The following is a 21,742-nucleotide window of genomic DNA, read 5'->3' as shown; positions in this document are numbered from 1 at the left end:
GCCGGGCGGCGCGGGCCTTGGGGCGGCGACGGCGCCCCCCGCCTCGACCGTGACCCCCGCGCCGACCGCGGCCCCCACCGCAAGCGGCGTCCCCGGCGCAGGTGGCGGTTCCCGGCGGGTTGTGTTTGTCCCGGACGGTGCGCAGCTCCTGCCCTCCATCCCGCTCCTGCGCGGCGTGGCCGAGCTCGCCGCCGAGCTGGGGGCGCGGCAGACGTACGAGTTCCTGATCGGGCGGTACATCGACGCCAACCCCCGGCAGTACACGCTCACTCCGGCCGGACCCGCCGACCTGACGGCCGCGCTCGCCGGGGCCGCGCCGACCGTGCTCGACCCGGCCTGCGGGACCGGCGCCCTGCTGCGAGCGGTCGCGACGCGACCGGATCAGTGCCTCTACGGCCAGGACAGCGCCCCCGAACTCGCCGCCCTCGCCGCGCTGCGCCTCGCCCTGCACTCCGACGCCACCGTGCGCGGCGCCGCCGCCGACACCCTGCGCGCCGACGCCTTCGGCGAGGTGAGGGCCGATGCCGTGCTCTGTCACCCGCCGTTCAACGAGCGCAACTGGGGGCACGACGAACTCGCCTACGACCCCCGCTGGGAGTACGGCTTCCCGGCCCGTACGGAGTCCGAACTGGCCTGGGTCCAGCACGCGTTGGCCCGGCTCCGGGACGGCGGCACCGCCGTCCTGCTGATGCCGCCCGCCGCCGCGTCCCGCCGCTCCGGGCGCCGGGTGCGCGCCGACCTCCTTCGCCGTGGCGCCCTGCGCGCAGTGATCGCGCTGCCCGCGGGCGCCGCGCCCCCGTACAACATCCCGTTGCACGTATGGGTGTTGAGGAGGCCGGTGCCCGGCGCGCAGGCCTCGCCCGAGCTGCTCCTCGTCGAGACGGCGGGGCTCGCCGCGGCCGACGGCAGGGACCGGCAGGCGTGGCCGCCGGTACAGGACGCCGTCCTCGACGTCTGGCGGCGCTTCGACCGGCACGGGACGGTCGACGAACGGCCGGGGCTCGCCCGCTGCGTGCCGGTGCTCGAACTCCTCGACGACGAGGTCGACCTGGCACCGGCACGACGCCTGCCGCCACCGGCCGCGCGCGGCGGGGCAGCGGAGCTGACGGCCGTCCGTGAACGCCTCGGGGACGCGGTGCGGCGCACGGCCGACCTCATGCCGCCGCCCGCGGAACCCGGCGACGCGGTCCGCCTGCCGGTCACCACCGTGGGCGAACTCGCCCGCTCGGGCGCGCTGTTGCTGCGTACGGGAACGGGCTCTGGGGTGTCGGCGCCCGGTGTCACGCGGGTCCTCACCGAGCACGACGTGCTCGCCGGAACGGAACCCTCCGGGACTGTCGACCCGCTGGTCGCCCCACTACAGGAGAGTGCCGTCGGCGAAACGGGCGACTCCGTAGTGACCCGGCCCGGCGATGTCGTCATCCCCGTCTCCGGCGGCGGAACCGCCGCCCGCGTCATCGACGAGGCCTCGGCGGGCGCCGCCCTCGGCCGGGGTCTCACCCTCCTGCGCCCCGACCCGGCCGCCCTTGACCCGTGGTTCCTCGCCGGCTTCCTGCGCGGCACCGCCAACAACCGCCAGGCGAGCAGCTACGCGTCCACCGCCGCCCGGCTCGACGTCCGACGGCTCCGGCTGCCGCGCCTGCCCCTGGACGGACAGCGCGGCTACGGAGAGCGGTTCCGCGCACTCGCCGCCTTCGAGGACACCCTGCGTCTCGCGGGCAGGCTGGGCGAGCAGTTGGTGCGGGGCCTGCACGACGGACTGACGGACGGCACGCTTCCGCCGGAATGAGCGGACCGGGTTCCGGTCGGGGTGACGACCGGGTGACGGATCGGCTCGCGATCGGGACGTGACCAGTACGGCAACGGTTCGGTACAACCCGGGACCGCTTCTCCTTGTCGGCCTATACGCTCGAATCCGCACCCGTTCGTATTTCGACTTTCGGCCGTGCGTTCCCCCGGGAGAACGCACGGCCGCATCAGGCACCAGGAGCAGCCATGCACGGCCACGGCTACGCGCCGCAGCAACCGCCGCCGACCTCCGGCGGCACTCATGTGACGCTGCGCGTGCTGTTCGTGGTCCTCGCCGTCGTGACGTGCGGCCTGCTCGCCTGGGCGCCGATGCTGCGGCTCGCGATCGTGACCCGCAAGTCGTACGACTGGGTGCTCTTCGGGCTCGTGACCGCGCTCGACGTGACGGCCCTCGTGCTCGTCGGCGTCGACCCGGGCGACGAGGAGTTCCAGGGGCCCGGCAACGCGGGCATGGTGGTCCTCCTGAGCACGCTCGTGGCGGCCGTCGCCTACTACTTGTTCGCGGACATACGGCACTTCAGCCGATTCCGTCAGCCGCAGTACGTGGGCTACGCAGGCCAGCAGCCCGCCTACGGCTATCCGCAGCAGCAGGGACCCGCCCCCGTCCACCTCCAGCCCACGCAACTGCACCAGCCGCCGGTCCAGCAGACGCCGCCCCCGCCCACGCGTCCCGCACCGGCCCGCATCCACCAAGTACAGGCGGAGCTCGACGAGCTCAGTGACTACCTGCGCAAGCACGAAGGCGGCAACTGACCGTGTCACCGGTGACGGGCGGCCGTGGCGGCCGTGTTATCGCAGCGCGCTACGAACTCTCCACGCTCATCGGCCAGGGCGGCATGGGCCAGGTCTGGACGGCGTACGACCAACGCCTCGACCGCCGCGTCGCGGTCAAGCTCCTTCGCCCCGACCGGGTCGCGGGCGCCGAGGCCGACGAGCTGCGCCGCCGCTTCGTGCGCGAGTGCCGCGTCACCGCACAGGTCGACCACCCGGGCCTCGTCACCGTCCACGACGCGGGCACGGAGGGCGAGGACCTCTACCTCGTCATGCAGTACGTCGACGGGGCGGACCTCGGCGACCACCTCGCCGAGCACGACCCCTACCCGTGGCAGTGGGCCGTCGCGATCGCGGCCCAACTCTGCGCCGTGCTCTCCGCGGTGCATGCCGTGCCGATCGTGCACCGCGACCTCAAGCCGCGGAACGTGATGGTCAAACAGGACGGCACGGTCTCCATCCTCGACCTGGGCATCGCCTCGGTGATGGACACCGACACCACCCGCCTCACGCACACCGGTTCACCCATCGGCAGCCCCGCGTACATGGCCCCCGAGCAGGCGATGGGCGGCGCGGTCGGCCCGTACACCGACCTCTACGCCCTGGGCGTCCTCCTCCACGAACTCCTCAGCGGAGACGTGCCGTTCTCCGGCTCCACCGCCCTCGGCGTCCTGCACCGCCACCTCTACGAACCGCCGCTCCCGGTCCGCCGGCTGCGTGCCGAGGTCCCCGAGGCCCTCGAAGCCCTGGTGCTCCGGCTCCTCGCCAAGGACCCCCAGCACCGGCACGGCAGCGCCCAGGAGGTATACGAGGAGCTGGCCCCTCTCCTCCCCGCCCGCGGCATCCCGACCGGCGGCCCGCTGGACCCCACCCGCCCCTTCCTGCGCCCGCACGCCCCGTGGCCCGACCGCGCCGCGACCCCGCCGTCGGCCCCCGCCCTCCCGCCGGACCGGCCCGATCAGCGCCAGGTCCCCGGCGGCCCCGGCAGTCAGACGGACGTCGTCCGCGCGGTCGACGAGGTCAAGCGGCTCCTCGGCGAGGGCCGCATCACACAGGCCGTGGACATCCTCGGCTCGATCCTGCCCGCGGCCGCCGCCAAGCACGGCGAGCACTCCCCGGTGGTCCGCTCCCTGCGCAAGCAGTACGCGGCGACGCTGATGGACGACGGCCAGTACCGCCGCGCCCTGCCCGAACTGCGCCGCCTCGCCGACGAGCGTGCCGCCGAGTCCGGCCAGGCCGACCCGCACTCCCTCCAGTTCCGCTACGAGGCGGCGCAGTGTCTGGAGCAACTCGGCGAACCGGCGGCGGCACTCGCGGAGTACCGAGCGCTCCTCCCTTACTACGAGAACCGCTACGCCTCCGACGACCGCGAACGCCCCCTCGAAATCCGCCGCCGCATCGGCCACTTGCTCCTTGCCCTCGGCGACCGGGTGGCGGCGCACGACACGCTGGCGCGGCTGCTCCTGGACGCCGAGCGGATGCACGGCGTCGGCCATCCGTTCCCCGCGGAGATCCGGCGTACGTTGCAGTGGCTAGGACAAGTGCGCGGGTAGTGACGGCTCGGCGCGAGGGTGCCCCGACCGGTGCCCCAACTCTTCGAGAATCGTTGGTCGAATAGGTGGCCGAGAGACCGGCCACTCCCTAACATCGATCATCGCAAGACTTTGTGCACCGCCGCACAATCTCCTCGGGAGGCTCACTTGCACCGCCGTCGTCGTCGCACCGCGCTCGCCCTCTCCACCGCGGCCATCGCCGCGGCCCCCCTCCTCACGGCCTGCGGCAGCGAGGCGCATCCGGGCGCCGCGGCCGTCGTGGGCAACGACCGGATCACGGTCTCGCAGCTGGAGGGCCGGGTGAACGAGGTGCGCGACGCGCAACGCGCCGCGATCCCGGACGAGCAGCAGTACGAGCAGGCCATCGCCAAGACCGGCGGCCTCACCCGCAGCACGCTGCACACGATGGTCCTGGACAAGGTCCTGCACCAGGCCGCGGCCGACGCCGGTGTCGACGTCTCGCGCCGCGACATCCAGACGATGAGAGCGGGCCTGGAACAGCAGGCGGGCGGCAAGAAGGCCCTCGAACAGGGCTGGCTCCAGCAGTACAGCGTCGCTCCGTCCCGCCTCGAGGACAGCCTCCGTACGGAGATCGAGGCGCAGAAGCTGGCGAAGAAACTGGGCGCGGACATGAACGCCCCGGAGGGTCAGGCGGTCTTCTGGAAGGAACTCTCCAAGGCCTCCAAGAAGCTGGACGTGGACCTGAACCCGCGGTACGGCACGTGGGACGTGGAGAAGAGCAAGCGCGCGGACACGAAGACGCCGTGGGTGCGTGAGGTGTCCGCGGACGACGCGGCGGCCCCCAAGCAGGCGTAACGGACGTAGGAAGGGGGCTGTCGGTGCCGTGGGTTACGTTCGACGGGTGAACGAAACCACGCCCACGGCCGACGCCCCCGGCCGCGTCATCCTCCTCACCACCAGCCACCGGGTGGCCCCCGGCCTGCTCTCCTGGCCCGCGTGGCAGGCCCTGCACGGGGCCGACGAGGTCCTGTGCGCCGACGCGACCCACCCCCAGCTGCCGTATCTGCGCGAGGCGGGCGTGCGGGTGGACCAGGCATCACCCACGGCCCAGGACCTGGTGACGGCATGCGCGGGCGACCGCACCATCCTGATCATCGCCACGGCCGAGGGCGACCGGACCCTGACGGACGGCCTTGCGAGGCTCGCGGGCTCGGGCCGCGTGTCGATGCCGGACCTGGAACTGCTCCCGGCGTCGTACGACCTGCCGGGCGCGCGGCTCCTGGACCTCGTCCAGGTCATGGACCGGATCCGGGTCGAGTGCCCGTGGTCCTCCCAGCAGACGCACAAGGGCCTGGCGAAGTACGGGATCGAGGAGGCGTACGAACTGGTCGAGGCGATCGAGGACGGCGACCGGGAGGAACTGCGGGAGGAGCTGGGCGATGTCCTGCTCCAGGTGGTCTTCCACGCCCGCATCGCGGAGGAGGACGAGGACTCCCCCTTCTCCGTGGACGACGTGGCAGCCACGATCATCGAGAAACTGATCCACCGCCACCCGCACATCTTCGGCGACGACTCGGCGGACACTCCCGAGGACGTGAAGGCGCACTGGCTCCGCACGAAGGCGCAGGAGAAGCAGCGCTCATCACTGACGGAGGGAATCCCCCTCGGCCAGCCGGGCCTCGCCCTGGCAGCGAAGCTGGCTTCACGGGTGCGGACGGCAGGCCTTGAGGTGTCCATCCCCTCCGGGGAGGGCGTCGGCTACGAACTCCTTGCGCTCGCCCTGCGGGCCGAGGCGGAAGGCGTGGATCCGGAGGCGGCGCTGCGGGGTGCGGCGCGGGCTTATCGGGATGCGGTGCTGGCTGCGGAGGGACCTGGGGCTTAGGGGATCTCAGCCTCGGCGGTGCGCGGGGCTTCGGGGCGGTGTGGGGCTGGGGATTTCAGCCTGTCCGGCGTTTGAGGACGAGCTCGGCGGAGCCGGTGATGGGGGTGCGCGGGGCTTCGGGGTGGTGTGGGGCTGGGGCTGGGGATTTCAGCCTGTCCGGCGTTTGAGGACGAACTCGGCGGAGCCGGTGATGACGGTGCGCAAGGCCTCGGGCCAGCATGGCGCTGAACCAGCCAGGGGAGGAACGCCGCAGACCGCCGGATACGGTCGACCCATGCAAGACCAGCCGCCCACCCCCGCAGGGGACACCCCCGCAGCCTGCCCGGCAGGGGCTCCCACCCCGCCCGAGGCCCAGGGGCCAGAGCTCTTCACATGGGAGTTCGCCACCGACCCCTACCCCGCCTACGCCTGGCTCCGCGAGCACGCCCCCGTGCACAAGACCCGGCTCCCCAGTGGCGTGGAGGCTTGGCTGGTCACCCGGTACGTCGATGCCAAGCAGGCACTCGCCGACCAGCGGCTCAGCAAGAACCCGGCCCATCACGGCGAGCCCGCGCACGCGAAGAGCAAGACCGGCATCCCGGGTGAGCGCAGCGCGAACCTGATGACGCATCTGCTCAACATCGACCCGCCGGACCACACACGGCTTCGGCGCCTCGTCTCCAAGGCCTTCACGCCCCGCCGCGTCGCCGAGTTCGCGCCCCGCGTGCAGGAGTTGACCGACCGGCTCATCGACCAGTTCGTGGAGAAGGGGGAGGCCGACCTCATCCACGACTTCGCCTTCCCGCTCCCCATCTACGCCATCTGCGACCTGCTCGGCGTACCCCGCGAGGACCAGGACGACTTCCGCGACTGGGCGGGGATGATGATCCGCCACGGGGGAGGGCCCAGGGGAGGGGTAGCCCGGTCCGTGAAGAAGATGCGCGGGTACCTCGCCGAGCTGATCCACCGCAAGCGCCTGGAACCCGGCGACGACCTCATCTCCGGGCTGATCCGCGCCTCGGACCACGGTGAGCACCTCACCGAGAACGAGGCCGCCGCGATGGCCTTCATCCTTCTCTTCGCCGGCTTCGAGACCACAGTCAACCTCATCGGGAACGGCACGTACGCCCTCCTCACCCACCCCGAGCAGCGTGAGCGGCTCCAGGAATCCCTCGGGGACGGCGGCGACACCGGGCTCCTGGAGACCGGCATCGAGGAGCTGCTGCGCTTCGACGGTCCCGTCGAACTCGCCACCTGGCGGTTCGCCACCGAGCCGCTGACCATCGGAGGGGAGGACATCGCCGCCGGCGACCCCGTCCTCGTGGTCCTCGCCGCCGCTGATCGTGACCCCGAACGCTTCGACCGGCCGGACACGCTCGACCTCTCCCGCCGCGACAACCAACACCTCGGCTACGGCCATGGCATTCATTACTGTCTCGGCGCACCGCTCGCCAGGCTCGAAGGCCAGGCCGCCCTCGCGACTCTTCTGCGGCGCCTCCCTGACCTGCGGCTCGCGGTGGAACCTGGTGATTTGAGATGGCGCGGCGGGCTCATCATGCGCGGACTCCGCACGCTGCCCGTGGAGTTCACACCCGCACAGCAGAGCAAATATTCGGCGCCTGGAACGACGTTTAGCTGACGGCCCGTCAGGACTGTGACTTTCACGTGATCTCCGCTGCATCGACTTGTGACAAGCGTTCGAGTGCAGCTACGTTCACCGACGACTCGGCATCCCGTGCCGCAGTCGTCGCTCCAGTCACGCGAAAGGCAACCGCATGCTCTCCGGCAATGGTCGTCACCGACGCCCCCGCCAAGCCCCGGCCCTGATCGTCGCGGCAGGAGTCGCAGGATCGGCCATCGCCATCCCGCTGCTCGGCGCCACCAGTGCGAGCGCGGCGGACACCGCCACGTGGGACAAGCTCGCGGAGTGCGAGAGCGGCGGATCCTGGAGCGCGGACGCGGGCAACGGGTACTACGGCGGGCTCCAGTTCTCGCAGCAGGTCTGGGAGGAGTACGGCGGCCTCGACTACGCGCCGAGCGCCGATCAGGCCAGCCGCTCGCAGCAGATATCCGTCGCCGAGCAGGTCCTTGACGACCAGGGCCCCGATGCCTGGCCGAGCTGCGCGCCGATCGCCGGTCTCACCCAGGACGGCGCCGACGCCGACGTCGACCCGGGCGCTCCGATCACGACGATTCCTTCTGATGGGCCGTCGGAGTCCACCGAACCCGCCGAGCCCAGTGAGCCGAACGAGCCGAGCACGTCGCCGAGCGAGTCGGCCGATCCCTCGGACAGCACTGAGCCTTCGGAGGAGCCATCGGACTCCGAGAAGTCCTCTGAGGAGCCCTCCGAGAAGCCCGACGCCGACGACGAGACGCGAGACAAGAATCACGACGAGTCCGGCAACTCGGGCGAGTCGGGCGAGTCCGGCGACTCGACCGACCCGGGCAAGTCCGGGCAGGACGACGGCACTTCCGCCACCCCCACCCCCTCCGCCGGTGAGGGCGAGGGCCGCCACCGCGGTGACAGCGCGGACGACAAGCCGTCCGACGGCACCTCTCGCGAGGGCTCGGGCCGGCACGCATCCCGTGGCGACGAGCGTCAGAAGGACGGCTCCGACGGGACGTACACGGTCCGCTCCGGAGACAACCTCTCGGTCATCGCCGACGACCTCGACGTGAAGGGCGGGTGGGCCGAGCTGTACGAGGAGAACGAGAACTCGGTCGGCTCCGACCCCGATCTCATCCTTCCCGGTCAGAGCCTCGATTTGGGCGAAAAGTAGGGGTAGTTGGCGAGTCGCTTTGCGCTCGATGTCCCAATTGGCGCAAGTGAGACATGGGTCTCAGAAGCCCTGATCGTCTTTGGAATTCGGCCGTTGGCATGACTACGGTCGTGACCGCTCGCCACAGCGGGCCCCGTCGGTCGGTACGCCGAGTCCTGCCAATTGGCCGTTCGGGAACAGTCGTCGCGCAAGCGCCGTAGGCAGGAGCGGGGGAACCAAGGTTTCCGCCGGGCCCGGCCGTTCAGCATCGCGAGAGCGAGCAGAGAACGGACGGGAACGGCTAGGGGTTAAGTCGCGCTCAGGAAGCGCGGCCGGGCAACTTCATCGGCCCGAACCCGACAGCTCACCTCGCAGGCGTCGGTGAGGGGATCACTCATGCTGTTTTCCAGCAAGGGCAAGCACCGCCGCCCGTCCAAGGCCACCCGCGTCGCCACGCTCGCCGGCGTCACCGGTGTCGCCGTCGCCGCCCCGCTGATGGCGGCCGGCTCGGCCTCCGCCGCGACCGGCTCCGAGTGGGACGCCGTCGCCCAGTGCGAGTCGGGCGGCAACTGGTCCATCAACACCGGCAACGGCTACACGGGCGGCCTGCAGTTCTCGTCGTCCACCTGGGCCGCGTACGGCGGCACGAAGTACGCGCCCACCGCCGACAAGGCCTCCAAGGCCCAGCAGATCGAGATAGGCGAGAAGGTCCTCGCGGGCCAGGGCAAGGGTGCCTGGCCGAGCTGCGGCGTCGGCCTCTCGAGCGCCTCCTACGAGGGTGGCGGTGCGCAGGAGAGCGCCCCGCAGCAGACCCAGGAGCAGCCCAAGAGCCAGCCCAGCGCCCAGACCGAGCAGCCGCAGCAGGCCGCTCCGAAGGCCGAGGCCGCCCCGAAGACCGAGTCCAAGAAGACCGTCGAGACCCCGACCGGCAAGAAGGTCAAGAAGGGCGACGGCGAGTACAAGGTCAAGAAGGGTGACACCCTCTCCAAGATCGCCGAGGCCAAGGACGTCAAGGGCGGCTGGCACAAGGTGTACAAGCTCAACGGCGACATCATCGACAACGCCGACATGATCTACCCGGGCCAGCAGCTCCACCTCAGCTAGTTCTGGCGGGGCGCCTCGCGGGGCCTGCTCGTCTGCGGGTGCGTCGTGGCTTGTCGCGCCCACGCGGCGGAGCCGCATATGTAACAGCCCCGCGCCCCTTCGGGCGCTGCCCTCCCCGCCCCGGTGCGCGTATCCCCCGTACGCACCGGGGCGGGGTTCTTTTGCCCCGCCACTGCCCCGCCGCTGCCCCTCCATGTTTTTTGTTCCGTTCGGAAACTTTTTGCTCTCGGTTTGTCCACAGGGCGGTCGCTCGGCTGGCTCTTGCCCGGGAGCCGGTTAGGCTCGTGTCCGCGAGGCCAACGCCCCGCGTACCCGCGTCACATCCCAGAAGGAGATGCTCGTGCCGTCCATCGACGTCGTCGTAGCCCGGGAAATCCTGGACTCCCGAGGCAACCCCACGGTCGAGGTCGAGGTCGGCCTCGACGACGGCAGCACGGGTCGTGCCGCCGTTCCGTCCGGTGCGTCCACCGGTGCTTTCGAGGCCATCGAACTCCGTGACGGTGACCCCAACCGTTACCAGGGCAAGGGCGTGGAGAAGGCCGTCCTCGCCGTCATCGAGCAGATCGGCCCGGAGCTCGTCGGGTACGACGCGACCGAGCAGCGCCTGATCGACCAGGCGATGTTCGACCTCGACGCCACCGACAACAAGGGCTCGCTCGGCGCCAACGCCATCCTCGGCGTCTCGCTCGCCGTCGCGCACGCCGCGTCGGAGGCCTCCGACCTGCCGCTCTTCCGCTACCTCGGCGGCCCGAACGCGCACCTGCTGCCCGTTCCGATGATGAACATCCTGAACGGCGGGTCGCACGCCGACTCGAACGTCGACATCCAGGAGTTCATGATCGCGCCGATCGGCGCCGAGTCGTTCTCCGAGGCCCTGCGCTGGGGCACCGAGGTCTACCACACGCTGAAGAAGGTCCTGAAGGACAAGGGCCTCTCCACCGGCCTGGGCGACGAGGGCGGCTTCGCCCCGAACCTGGACTCCAACCGCGCCGCGCTCGACCTCATCCTCGAGGCCGTCAAGCAGGCCGGTTACGTCCCCGGCGAGCAGATCGCGCTCGCGCTCGACGTCGCCGCGTCCGAGTTCTACAAGGACGGCAAGTACGAGTTCGAGGGCAAGTCCCGCTCGGCCGCCGAGATGACCGAGTACTACGAGGAGCTCGTCGCCTCGTACCCCCTCGTCTCCATCGAGGACCCGCTGTTCGAGGACGACTGGGCCGGCTGGAACGCCATCACCGAGAAGCTCGGCGAGAAGGTCCAGCTCGTGGGCGACGACCTGTTCGTCACCAACCCGGAGCGCCTGGCCCGTGGCATCGAGGAGAAGTCGGCCAACGCCCTTCTGGTGAAGGTCAACCAGATCGGTTCGCTGACCGAGACCCTCGACGCCGTCGAGATGGCCCAGCGCAACGGCTTCAAGTGCATGATGTCGCACCGCTCCGGTGAGACCGAGGACGTCACCATCGCCGACCTCGCCGTCGCCACCAACTGCGGCCAGATCAAGACCGGCGCCCCGGCCCGCTCCGAGCGCGTCGCCAAGTACAACCAGCTCCTGCGCATCGAGGAGATCCTCGACGACGCCGCGGTCTACGCCGGCCGTTCGGCGTTCCCCCGCTTCAAGGGCTGATCGCCGCCGGGCCTCGGCTCCGCTGAGCAGTTACCTACGTCCCCGTACTCGGTCCCGTACCGTGTGCGGGGACGTACGTACGTATCGGGGAGGCGGCACACATGGCCGTGAAGGACCGCGACCGGTTCTCCACCGCGACCAGGCTGCGGCTGCTCGGCGAGCAGACCGCGGAGCGTGTCTACCGCTCGCAGACCAAGCGTCAGGCGCGCCGCTCCCGGCTCACGGGACGCGCCGCGCTCCTCGCGCTCGTGCTCTGCTCCTTGGTCGTCGCGCTCGCCTACCCGATAAGGCAGTACGTCTCCCAGCGCGCGGAGATCGCCGAGCAGCGTCAGGAGCAGGCCGAGCGCCGCGCGAACGTCGAGAAGCTGCGGGACGAGAAGGCCCGCTGGCGGGACGACTCGTACGCGGAGCAGCGCATCCGGGACCGGCTGCACTATGTGATGCCGGGCGAGACCGGCTACACGGTGATCGACCCCGAGGCGGCGAAGAAGCAGCGCACCGACCAGGGGGCGGCCGCCAGGCCCTGGTACTCGAACGTCTGGGACGGCGTCGACAAGGCCGACCGCCCGGACGACGACTGAGCTCGACAGAACCTCTGACCTCTGACGTCCGAGCCCAGCAGAACTTCTACGGAACCGATCGAAAGACAGGCATGGAAACGCCCCCGCCGACCACCCCGCGCACCGAGCCCACCGACGCCGACGTCGAGGCCTTCAAGCAGCAGCTCGGCCGTCCGCCGCGCGGCCTGCGGGCCATCGCCCACCGCTGCCCGTGCGGGCAGCCGGACGTCGTCGAGACGGCGCCGCGCCTTCCGGACGGGACGCCGTTCCCGACGACGTACTACCTGACGTGCCCGCGGGCCGCCTCCGCGATCGGCACGCTTGAGGCCAACGGCGTCATGAAGGAGATGTCGGAGCGGCTGAAGACGGACCCCGAGCTGGCCGCGGCGTACCGCGCGGCGCACGAGGACTACATCGCGCGCCGTGACGCCATCGAGGTCCTGGAGGGCTTCCCGAGCGCGGGCGGCATGCCCGACCGTGTGAAGTGCCTGCACGTCCTGGTCGGCCACTCGCTGGCCGCGGGCCCTGGTGTGAACCCCCTCGGTGACGAGGCCATCGCGATGCTCCCGGAGTGGTGGGCCAAGGGACCGTGCGTCGTGCCGTGCGCCGATCAGGAGCCCGCCAAGTGACCCGCGTGGCCGCCATCGACTGCGGCACCAATTCGATCCGCCTCCTGGTGGCGGACGCCGACCCCGCGACCGGCGAACTGGTCGACCTGGACCGCAGGATGACGATCGTCCGCCTGGGCCAGGGCGTGGACAAGACGGGCAGGCTCGCGCCCGAGGCACTCGACCGCACCTTCGCGGCCTGCCGCGAGTACGCCGATGCCATCAAGTCCCACGGCGCGGAACGCCTCCGCTTCGTGGCGACGTCCGCTTCCCGCGACGCCGAGAACCGCGACGACTTCGTACGCGGCGTCCTGGACATCCTCGGCGTCGAGCCGGAGGTCATCAGCGGTGACCAGGAGGCCGAGTTCTCCTTCACGGGGGCGACGAAGGAGCTGGCGGGGAGCGACCACCTCGCCAAGCCCTATCTCGTCGTCGACATCGGCGGCGGCTCCACGGAGTTCGTCGTCGGCGACGACCACGTCCGTGCCGCCCGCTCCGTCGACATCGGCTGCGTGCGCCTCACGGAGCGGCACATCCGCACCGACCCGCCCGCGCCCGCCGAACTCGACGCCGTCCGCGCCGACATCGAGGCCGCGCTCGACCTCGCCGAGCAGACGGTGCCGATCCGTGAGGCGGGCACCCTGGTGGGGCTCGCGGGGTCCGTGACGACAGTGGCCGCCATCGCGCTCGGCCTCGACGCGTACGACTCCGCGGCGATCCACCACTCCCGGATCTCCTACGAACAGGTCAGCGAGATCGTCGGACGCCTGGCGCGGTCCACGCACGACGAGCGCGCCGCGATCCCGGTGATGCACCCGGGGCGCGTGGACGTCATCGTGTCGGGCGCGCTCGTACTCCTGTCGATCATGGATCGGACCGGGGCCCGGGAGGTCGTCGTCAGCGAGCACGACATCCTCGACGGCATCGGCTGGTCGATCGCCTGAGCGCGTCAAACAGCGTCTGAGCGGCTGTTGAGGGGCTCGAAGGGCCCGGCGGCGACATGCCGTCGGGAAACTTCGTGAAGTTCTTCACAAGGAAATCGGCTCGGTTGGACGATGTTCAGGGGTTCTGGACCCCTAAAAGTGATCCCAGAGCGCCCCGCGACCCATGACAGTGAAGGTTCGTGAGGGTGTCCGGGGCGTGGACGGGTCGGGTGGTCCACTGCGCCCGGGAGGCCAGAGCGGCAGCTCACAAGGGGTGCACAACGTCTCGGGTAGGCGCGTGGTTCCCCTGGGGCGCTATGGCCTGCGTCACGTGGGCGGCGAAGTGTAGCAGAGGGTGTACCCATGCTTGTGAAGGGGCGCACGAGCGACCCCCGTCGGGCAGGTGGATACTCGATGGCATGAGCACCACGGAGCGTCCCAGGATCCTCGTAGTAGGCGGTGGGTACGTAGGCCTGTACGCAGCTCGGCGCATCCTCAAGAAGATGCGCTACGGAGAGGCGACCGTCACGGTCGTCGACCCCCGGTCGTACATGACCTACCAGCCCTTCCTCCCCGAAGCCGCAGCCGGCAGCATTTCGCCTCGGCATGTCGTCGTCCCGCTGCGACGCGTGCTGCCCAAGGCGGAAGTTCTGACCGGCCGGGTCACCACCATCGACCAGGACCGCAAGGTCGCGACGATCGCCCCCCTCGTGGGCGAGGCGTACGAGCTGCCTTTCGACTACCTGGTCATCGCGATGGGCGCGGTCTCCCGCACCTTCCCGATCCCCGGCCTCGCCGAGCAGGGCATCGGCATGAAGGGCATCGAGGAGGCCATCGGCCTGCGCAACCACGTCCTCGAGCAGCTGGACAAGGCTGACTCCACGACGGACGAGGACGTCCGCCGCAAGGCGCTGACCTTCGTCTTCGTCGGCGGTGGCTTCGCGGGTGCGGAGACCATCGGTGAGGTCGAGGACATGGCCCGCGACGCGGCCAAGTACTACAACAACGTGAAGCGCGAGGACATGCGCTTCGTGCTCGTCGACGTCGCGGACAAGATCCTCCCCGAGGTCGGCCCGAAGCTCGGCCAGTACGGCAAGGAGCACCTCGAGGGCCGCGGTGTCGAGGTCTACCTCAAGACCGGCATGGACTCCTGCGTGGACGGCCACGTGGTGCTCAACAACGGCCTCGAGGTCGACTCCAGCACCATCGTGTGGACCGCAGGCGTCAAGCCGAACCCGGCGCTCGCCCGCTTCGGTCTGCCGCTCGGCCCCCGTGGCCACGTCGACACCCAGACGACCCTCCAGGTCCAGGGCACCGACTACATCTGGGCCGCGGGCGACAACGCCCAGGTGCCGGACATGGTCGGCCGCAAGGCCGGCAACGAGAACGCCTGGTGCCCGCCGAACGCCCAGCACGCGCTGCGTCAGGCCAAGGTCCTCGGCGACAACGTGATCTCCGGCATGCGGGGCTTCCCGCAGAAGGAGTACAGCCACGCCAACAAGGGTGCGGTCGCCGGTCTCGGCCTGCACAAGGGCGTCGCGATGATCGTCATGGGCAAGGTGAAGATCAAGCTCAAGGGCCGTCTGGCCTGGTACATGCACCGCGCGTACCACGGCATGGCGATGCCGACGTTCAACCGCAAGATCCGCGTCTTCGCCGACTGGACGCTCGCGGTGTTCCTCAAGCGTGAGGTCGTCTCGCTGGGCGCCATGGAGACTCCTCGCGAGGAGTTCTACGAGGCCGCCAAGCCCGCGCCGAAGCCCGCCGCGGCCAAGGCCGAGCCGGTCGCCGCCGGGTCCGAGGAGAAGGCCAAGGCCTCCTGACCTCCGGTCGCTGAACAGACCCGAAGGGGCCGCCCGCCATCCGTGGTGCGGGCGGCCCCTTCGGGTTTTCCGGGGCTCTTTACATGGCGTCTACATGTATTTTGCCGATCCGTGACGCTGCAACGGGACTGCGGGAGCGCCCGGTTGGTGTTTACGTGGTGTTGAACCTATCCGGGATATCCCGAATCACGGAGGTGTGCACCATGCCAGACGCCGCACTGCGGCTGAAGAGCCTTGCCGAACAACTGCTGGGGGCCCCGCTCCCCGTACGTATTCGTGCCTGGGACGGCTCGGAAGCAGGCCCGCCGGGTGGTCCGACCCTCGTCGTGCGCAACCGCCGTGCCCTGCGCCGTCTCATGTGGAAGCCGGGCGAACTGGGTCTGGCCCGCGCCTGGGTGGCCGGGGACCTGGACGTCGAGGGCGACCTGTATGCCGCGCTCGACGAGCTTGCCGAGTTCATCTGGGAGCGCGACGAGGATGCCAAGGGCCTCAGGGAGTCCCTGCGCGACCCGGAGTTCCGCGCCGCCGCCCGCACCCTGGTCGGCTTCGCCGCGCCGTTCCTGCCGCCTTCCCCGCCGCCGGAGGAGATGCGCAGACGCCGTACCCTCCACCTGCACACCAAGGGCAGCGACCGGCAGGCCATCAGCCACCACTACGACGTCGGCAACGACTTCTACGAGCTGGTGCTCGGCCCCTCGATGGTCTACTCGTGCGCATACTGGGGGGCCGATGAAGAGGCACCCTCCACCCTCGAAACCGCCCAGCGCGACAAGCTGGAGCTCATCGCCCGCAAGCTCGACCTGAAGCCCGGCATGCGGCTGCTCGACGTCGGCTGCGGCTGGGGCTCCATGGCGATCCACGCGGCGCGCGAGCACGGCGTCACCGTCGTGGGCGTCACGCTCTCCCAGGAGCAGGCCGCGTACGGCAGGAAGCGCATCGCGGAGGAGGGTCTGATGGACCGGATCGAGATCCGCGTCCAGGACTACCGCGACGTGCGTGACGGTCCGTACGACGCGATCTCCTCCATCGGTATGGCCGAACACGTCGGCGCCGAGCGGTACTTGGAGTACGCGCACGACCTGCACGCCCTACTCAAGCCGGGCGGGCGGCTCCTCAACCACCAGATCGCGCGCCGGCCGCAGGCCGACGAGTCGACGTACGAGGTGGACGCCTTCATCGACGCCTATGTCTTCCCCGGCGGCGAGCTCGCTCCCGTGGGGTCCACCGTCGGGCTCCTGGAGCGCGCCGGTTTCGAGGTGCGCGACGTGGAGGCGATCCGGGAGCACTACGCCCTCACGCTGCGCCGCTGGGTCGCCAACCTGGAGGCCCACTGGAAGGAGGGCCAGCGGCTCACGTCGCCGGGCCGCGCCCGCATCTGGCGCCTCTACATGGCGGCGTCCGCGCTCGCCTTCGAGCGCAACCACATCGGCGTCAACCAGGTCCTGGCGGTGAAGACCCCGGAGGTCGGCACCTCCGGGATGCCGCTGCGGGCCCGCGACTGGCGGTAGGCGGGACAGGAGGCGGGGCAGTAGGCAGCACACGAGTGGGGCCCCGGACGGCTTGTGCGTCCGGGGCCCCGATGTGCGTACCGCCAGGTGCTACTCGCTCTTGATCGCCATCAGCGGGTTCAGCTTGGCCGCGCTGCGGGCCGGCCACATCGCCGCGAGGACGCCGACCAGGCCCGCGATGCAGAGGAAGACCGCGATACGGCCGAGCGGGATCTCCATGCTGTACGTCTTCACCGAGCCGGCGATGCTGTTGCCCGCGACCCAGCCCATGAACAGGCCGAGGCCGATGCCGAGCACCGCGCCGAACAGGGAGATGATGACCGCCTCAAGGCGCACCATCTGCTTGACCTTCGCGCGGTCGAGGCCGATGGCCCGCAACATGCCGATCTCGTGCTTCCGCTCGAAGACCGACATGGCCAGGGTGTTGATGACACCGAGCACCGCGATCAGGATGGCCATCGCCAGGAGGCCGTAGAGCATGTTCAGCATCATGTTGATCGCGCCACCGATCTCGTTGCTGATCGCGTCCTTGTCCTGGATCTTCAGGGCCGGGTTGTCGCCGAGGGCCTTGACGATGGAGTCCTCGGCCTTGTCGGAGGTGCCGCCCTCCATCTTCACCAGGACCTGCTGGTCGGTGATCTTGGACATGTGCGGGTCGACCACGGCGAGCGGCGTGAACAGACCGTCGATCATCTCGTTCTGCTCGTAGATGCCGGCGATCTTCAGCTTGGCCGTCTTGTCGTCGTCGAACTTCACCGGGACGGTGTCGCCCGTCTTGAGGCCCTTCTTGTCCGCGGTCTTCTTGTCCACCAGCGTGGAGTCGCCCTTCAGACCCGCGAGCGAGCCACTGGTGAAGTCCAGGCTCACCAGCTTGCCGAAGGCCTTCTCGTCGACGCCGGAGACCTGGCTGTACGAGCCGTCCACCTCGCCGTAGGCCGTGCGCAGCGGGCTGCTCGCCTCGACGTCGGGGAGCTTGTCCAGCTTCTCGCGGACCTCGGGGGTCAGCGCCTGGTAGTTCGCCATGGAGACGGTGTAGTCGGCCTTCAGGGAGCCCGCGGCCATCTTGTTGATGGCGCTGCCCATGGAGGTCGCGACCACGGTCATCGCCGTGATGAGGGTCAGGCCGATCATCAGCGCCGCGGCGGTGGAGGCCGTGCGGCGCGGGTTGCGCACCGAGTTGAGCCGGGACAGCTTGCCCGGGACGCCGAACGGCTTCAGGAGCGGGGCCGAGGCGGCGATGAAGGGGCGCGACAGGAGCGGTGTGAGGACGATGACGCCGACGAGGATGGTCGCGGCGCCGGCGGACATCACGTAGTTGTCGTCCATGAACATCATGACCGTGCCGACGGCGACGATGATCGAGCCGATGGTGTTGCGGACGACGAGGCCACGCGTGGTCGGCGTCGCGTGGACGCTGTTCATCGCGGCGACCGGCGGGATCTTCGCGGCGCGGCGGCCCGGCAGCCAGGCGGCCAGCATGGTCACGACCACGCCGATGATCAGGGCGACGACGATCGTGGTCGGGGCGATGACGAGCGGCCCGTCGGGCAGCGAGGCGCCCGCGGAGTTCATCAGGGACTCCAGGCCCACGGCCACGCCGATGCCGAGCGCGAAGCCGGTCACGGCGGCCACCAGGCCCACCAGGAACGCCTCGATGAGCACGGAGCGCGTCACCTGACGGCGCGAGGCGCCGACGGCCCGCATCAGGGCCAGTTCCTTGGTGCGCTGGGCGACCAGCATGGTGAAGGTGTTGGCGATGATGAAGATGCCGACGAAGAGCGCGATACCCGCGAAGATCAGCAGGACCTGGCTCATCGAGCTGGTGCTCTGCTCGATCATCCTCTCCTGGTCGTCGGAGAGCTGGGCGCCGGTGACGGCGTCCGTGTCCTTCGGCAGGATCTTCTCGACGGAGCTCTTCAGCGCCGTGTCGGAGGTGCCCGCGGCGGCCTTCACGTCGATCTCGTCGTACTCGGTCTTGCCGAGGACGGTGCGCGCGGTGTCGTCGTCGAACACGACCAGGCTGCCGCCCGCGAGGACGCTGCCGTCCTCGGTGTCGAAGACGCCGCTGATCTTCGCCTTCTTCACGGGGCCGTCGGTGGAGTAGCGGACCGTGTCGCCGACCTTGTAGCCGGTGCGCTCGGCGGTGCGGGAGTCGAGCGCGAGGTCACCGGCGGACTTCGGGGCGGCGCCCTTGGTGAAGTCGTAGCGCGGGTCCTTGCCGCCCTTGCCCGGGAAGTAGTTGGCGCCGGTGGTGCCCCACTCGCCGCCGACCAGCTTGCCGTCCTTGTCGGCGAGCGCGGTGAACCCGGAGACGGTCCCTATCGCCGAGTCGGCGCCGGGCAGGCTCTGCGTCTTCTTCAGGAAGGCGTCGGTCAGGCGCGGCGGCTTCTTGGCCTCACCGCTGTCCTCGCCGCTGTAGGAGGAGCCGTCGCCCTGGATGGCGACGGAGACGTGGCCGAAGCTCTTCGCCGACTTGTTCTTGTAGGCGTTGCCGAAGGTGTCGGTGAAGACCAGGGTGCCGGAGACGAAGGCGACGCCGAGCATGACGGCGAGCACGGTCATCAACAGCCTGGCCTTGTGCGCGAGCACGTTGCGCAGGGCGGAACGGAACATGGGTGTGAGTCCTGGTGGAAGAGAGGGTGGGGCCCGAGGTGGCGCCCCCGAAGGGGCGCGGGGAACTGCGCGACCAGCCACGACGTACTCGCAGGCAGCGCCTACGAACGTCGCACGGCGCTTAGCTGGTCCGTCCCTTGGCGTCGAAGTCCTTCATCCGGTCAAGGACACCGTCGGCCGTCGGCGAGAGCATCTCGTCGACGATCCGCCCGTCGGCCAGGAAGATCACGCGATCCGCGTACGCCGCCGCCACCGGGTCATGCGTGACCATGACGACCGTCTGCCCCAGCTCCCGTACGGAGTTACGCAGGAACCCGAGGACCTCCGCGCCCGAGCGCGAGTCCAGGTTTCCGGTCGGCTCGTCGCCGAAGATGATGTCGGGCTGCGAGGCCAGCGCGCGGGCCACGGCGACGCGCTGCTGCTGGCCGCCGGAGAGCTCGGTGGGCCGGTGGCTCAGCCGCCCGGCCAGGCCGACCATGGAGATGACCTGCTCCAGCCACTGCTTGTCGGGCTTGCGGCCCGCGATGTCCATCGGCAGCGTGATGTTCTCCAGGGCCGTCAGCGTCGGAAGGAGGTTGAAGGCCTGGAAGATGAAGCCGATCTTGTCCCGGCGGAGCTTGGTGAGCTGCTTGTCCTTGAGGGTGGACAGCTCGGTCTCGCCGATCCGCACGGAGCCCCCGCTGAAGCTGTCGAGCCCCGCGACGCAGTGCATCAGGGTCGACTTGCCGGAGCCGGAGGGGCCCATGATCGCGGTGAACTCGCCCTGCCGGAAGTCGACGGAGACATGGTCCAGGGCGACCACCTGGGTCTCGCCCTGGCCGTACACCTTGGAAAGGTCCGTGGCGCGCGCGGCCACTGCGGTGCTGCGGGCGGCGAAGGGAGTGGTGGTCACGGGGTGGTGCTCCTGTCGGGACGACGAGTGGGGACGTACTCCATAGTCCTTGTGGATCCGCGCCGCGTAGTCAGCCGTTGTTCTGGTTCCGGGGGCCCTCTGCAGTCGGACCCCGGGCGCCGGTGTCATACCTGGGGATGACACCGACCCCTGAGACGGGTACCACCCGCCAGTGACCCGCGGACGTTCCCGCGGCAGCCAATTTCCGTCATTCCGTACCGGAGGCCGCACAGCGGTGGAAGGGCCTGCGGCATGTACCGATGGGCTGTACCGGGGGCTGATGCACCCTCAGACGTCAATAAAATAAGACAACATCGGGCTGTTGTTCCGCTGTTCGGGGGACGCCTCCCGATAGGGTCGAATCACTTGATGCGGAGCCCATGGCCTGCCCGGATGGTGGAATGCAGACACGGCGAGCTTAAACCTCGCTGCCCCTAGCGGGGCGTGCCGGTTCAAGTCCGGCTCCGGGCACCTTCACTGCCCCCTTGTGGGGCACTTGCGGGCGGTTCGTGACCGCCCCGTCCGTCCGCTCGCTCCAAGATCATCCAGGACCCCAGGCTGAAGATCAGCCGGATCTGACCGGTTCGGCTGTTCGGTATTCAACCATGGGGGTGTGGGTCTGATGGCACGTCATTTCAAGCGCCTCGCAACGGTGTTGCCCACCGGGTCGCCGGCCGTCGCGGGAGTCCTCGTCACCGGGCAGCTCACAGCGCGTCGACGGCGCTCACCTTCCAGCCGTCCGTCGTACGCGTGAGGGTCATCCGGACCCGGTTCAGATCCACGCGCGAGCCGGAGACCTGAGTGCTCTTGGTGACCTGGTTGACGAAGAGCACCACAACGGCGCTGTCCGCCGACGCCGACGCCACCGAGGCCGCCGGGGCACCGCCGTCGGGCGGCGTGACCACGGAGGCCTTCACCACCCCCTTGTACTTCTTCGCGGTCGGCGCGACCACCGCCTTGGTCGTCCTGCCGTACTCCTCGCGGAAGGAGCCCGTGAGCCGGTCGCGCGCCGCGGCGAAATCCCGGTCCAGATGCCGGTGGTCGTACGACAGGACGAGGGGCGCCGCCTTCTGCGCGGCCGCGAGGGCCTGCGCCCGCGCCGCCTCGACCTGGCGGCCGTCCCGGTACTGCCACCCGAGCACCGCGACCGCGACGAGGCCCGCCACGGTCAGCAGGGCAAGGACGGCGCTCAGCCGTGCGCGCCGGCGCCCGCGGGGCGGGTCCTCCTGGTCCTCCGATTGGTCCTCCGAGGCTTCCGGGTCCGCCCCGGGAGCGGACTCCGCCTGCGTGAGCAGTACCTCCCCGACCACCTTCTCGACGGGCGGCAGCCCCGTCAGGTCGTTGACCAGATCCTCGGGTACGCCGTCGAGTGCGTC

Annotated in this window: 17 protein-coding genes, 1 tRNA gene and 1 riboswitch; of the genes, 15 read left to right on the top strand and 3 right to left on the bottom strand. The window is 70.1% G+C overall.

Annotation, left to right across the window (positions count from 1 at the left end; genetic code table 11):
- The 14 genes from ABD378_RS23390 to ABD378_RS23325 all read left to right on the top strand — a co-directional run.
- On the top strand, positions 1-1,789 hold a 1,789-nt coding region (locus tag ABD378_RS23390), incomplete at its 5' end, for an HsdM family class I SAM-dependent methyltransferase (RefSeq protein ID WP_344523322.1).
- Between the two features lie 206 nt (positions 1,790-1,995).
- Entirely contained in the window at positions 1,996-2,562 is a 567-nt protein-coding gene (locus ABD378_RS23385) for a hypothetical protein (protein WP_344523320.1), read from the top strand.
- Positions 2,563-2,645: 83 nt separating this feature from the next.
- The gene (locus ABD378_RS23380; RefSeq protein WP_386546775.1) at positions 2,646-4,133 is read left to right on the top strand and encodes a serine/threonine-protein kinase; all 1,488 of its coding nucleotides are present in this window, start codon (positions 2,646-2,648) and stop codon (positions 4,131-4,133) included.
- Positions 4,134-4,280: 147 nt separating this feature from the next.
- Positions 4,281-4,949 carry a SurA N-terminal domain-containing protein gene (locus ABD378_RS23375; protein WP_344523318.1) on the top strand — a complete coding sequence of 223 codons (669 nt, stop codon included), beginning with the start codon at positions 4,281-4,283 and terminating at the stop codon, positions 4,947-4,949.
- 46 nt (positions 4,950-4,995) lie between these two features.
- Positions 4,996-5,976: a nucleoside triphosphate pyrophosphohydrolase gene (locus ABD378_RS23370; RefSeq protein ID WP_344523316.1), complete on the top strand. Its 981-nt coding sequence runs from the start codon at positions 4,996-4,998 to the stop codon at positions 5,974-5,976.
- Between the two features lie 274 nt (positions 5,977-6,250).
- The gene (locus ABD378_RS23365; RefSeq protein WP_344523314.1) at positions 6,251-7,594 is read left to right on the top strand and encodes a cytochrome P450 family protein; all 1,344 of its coding nucleotides are present in this window, start codon (positions 6,251-6,253) and stop codon (positions 7,592-7,594) included.
- Positions 7,595-7,730: 136 nt separating this feature from the next.
- Positions 7,731-8,735 (top strand): transglycosylase family protein, encoded by a 1,005-nt coding sequence (locus ABD378_RS23360; RefSeq protein ID WP_344523312.1) that lies wholly within the window; start codon positions 7,731-7,733, stop codon positions 8,733-8,735.
- Between the two features lie 182 nt (positions 8,736-8,917).
- Positions 8,918-9,107: riboswitch (cyclic di-AMP (ydaO/yuaA leader) on the top strand.
- Between the two features lie 3 nt (positions 9,108-9,110).
- Positions 9,111-9,818: a transglycosylase family protein gene (locus tag ABD378_RS23355; RefSeq protein ID WP_344523310.1), complete on the top strand. Its 708-nt coding sequence runs from the start codon at positions 9,111-9,113 to the stop codon at positions 9,816-9,818.
- 334 nt (positions 9,819-10,152) lie between these two features.
- Entirely contained in the window at positions 10,153-11,439 is a 1,287-nt protein-coding gene (gene eno / locus ABD378_RS23350; protein ID WP_344523308.1) for a phosphopyruvate hydratase, read from the top strand.
- Between the two features lie 101 nt (positions 11,440-11,540).
- Positions 11,541-12,020: an FtsB family cell division protein gene (locus ABD378_RS23345; RefSeq protein ID WP_344523306.1), complete on the top strand. Its 480-nt coding sequence runs from the start codon at positions 11,541-11,543 to the stop codon at positions 12,018-12,020.
- 71 nt (positions 12,021-12,091) lie between these two features.
- Positions 12,092-12,628, top strand: a complete 537-nt coding sequence (locus ABD378_RS23340; RefSeq protein WP_344523304.1) for a DUF501 domain-containing protein — start codon at positions 12,092-12,094, stop codon at positions 12,626-12,628.
- Positions 12,625-13,551, top strand: coding sequence for a Ppx/GppA phosphatase family protein (locus ABD378_RS23335; protein WP_344523302.1), 927 nt, complete (start codon positions 12,625-12,627; stop codon positions 13,549-13,551). The genes ABD378_RS23340 and ABD378_RS23335 overlap by 4 nt, the downstream gene beginning before the upstream one ends.
- Positions 13,552-13,949: 398 nt before the next feature.
- Positions 13,950-15,353 (top strand): NAD(P)/FAD-dependent oxidoreductase, encoded by a 1,404-nt coding sequence (locus ABD378_RS23330; protein WP_344523300.1) that lies wholly within the window; start codon positions 13,950-13,952, stop codon positions 15,351-15,353.
- A gap of 203 nt (positions 15,354-15,556) precedes the next feature.
- On the top strand, positions 15,557-16,861 hold the full coding sequence (locus ABD378_RS23325) for a class I SAM-dependent methyltransferase (RefSeq protein WP_344523298.1): 1,305 nt from the start codon (positions 15,557-15,559) through the stop codon (positions 16,859-16,861).
- A gap of 90 nt (positions 16,862-16,951) precedes the next feature.
- On the opposite strand, the gene ABD378_RS23320 is transcribed toward ABD378_RS23325, so the two are convergent.
- Together ABD378_RS23320 and ABD378_RS23315 are read right to left on the bottom strand one after the other, a co-directional pair.
- Positions 16,952-19,474 carry an ABC transporter permease gene (locus tag ABD378_RS23320; RefSeq protein WP_344523296.1) on the bottom strand — a complete coding sequence of 841 codons (2,523 nt, stop codon included), beginning with the start codon at positions 19,472-19,474 and terminating at the stop codon, positions 16,952-16,954.
- Positions 19,475-19,595: 121 nt separating this feature from the next.
- Positions 19,596-20,366, bottom strand: a complete 771-nt coding sequence (locus ABD378_RS23315) for an ABC transporter ATP-binding protein (RefSeq protein WP_344523294.1) — start codon at positions 20,364-20,366, stop codon at positions 19,596-19,598.
- 387 nt (positions 20,367-20,753) lie between these two features.
- On the opposite strand from ABD378_RS23315, the gene ABD378_RS23310 reads away from it, so the two are divergent.
- A tRNA-Leu gene (locus ABD378_RS23310) sits at positions 20,754-20,837 on the top strand.
- Between the two features lie 233 nt (positions 20,838-21,070).
- On the opposite strand, the gene ABD378_RS23305 is transcribed toward ABD378_RS23310, so the two are convergent.
- Positions 21,071-21,742, bottom strand: a 672-nt coding sequence (locus ABD378_RS23305) for a hypothetical protein (protein WP_344523292.1), incomplete at its 5' end; no start/stop codon positions are given.

It is taken from the genome of Streptomyces rectiviolaceus (assembly GCF_039533825.1).
GTDB lineage: Bacteria > Actinomycetota > Actinomycetes > Streptomycetales > Streptomycetaceae > Streptomyces > Streptomyces rectiviolaceus.
The sequence above is the reverse complement of the archived record's forward strand: the minus strand, read 5'-3'. Positions and strand labels throughout refer to the sequence as shown.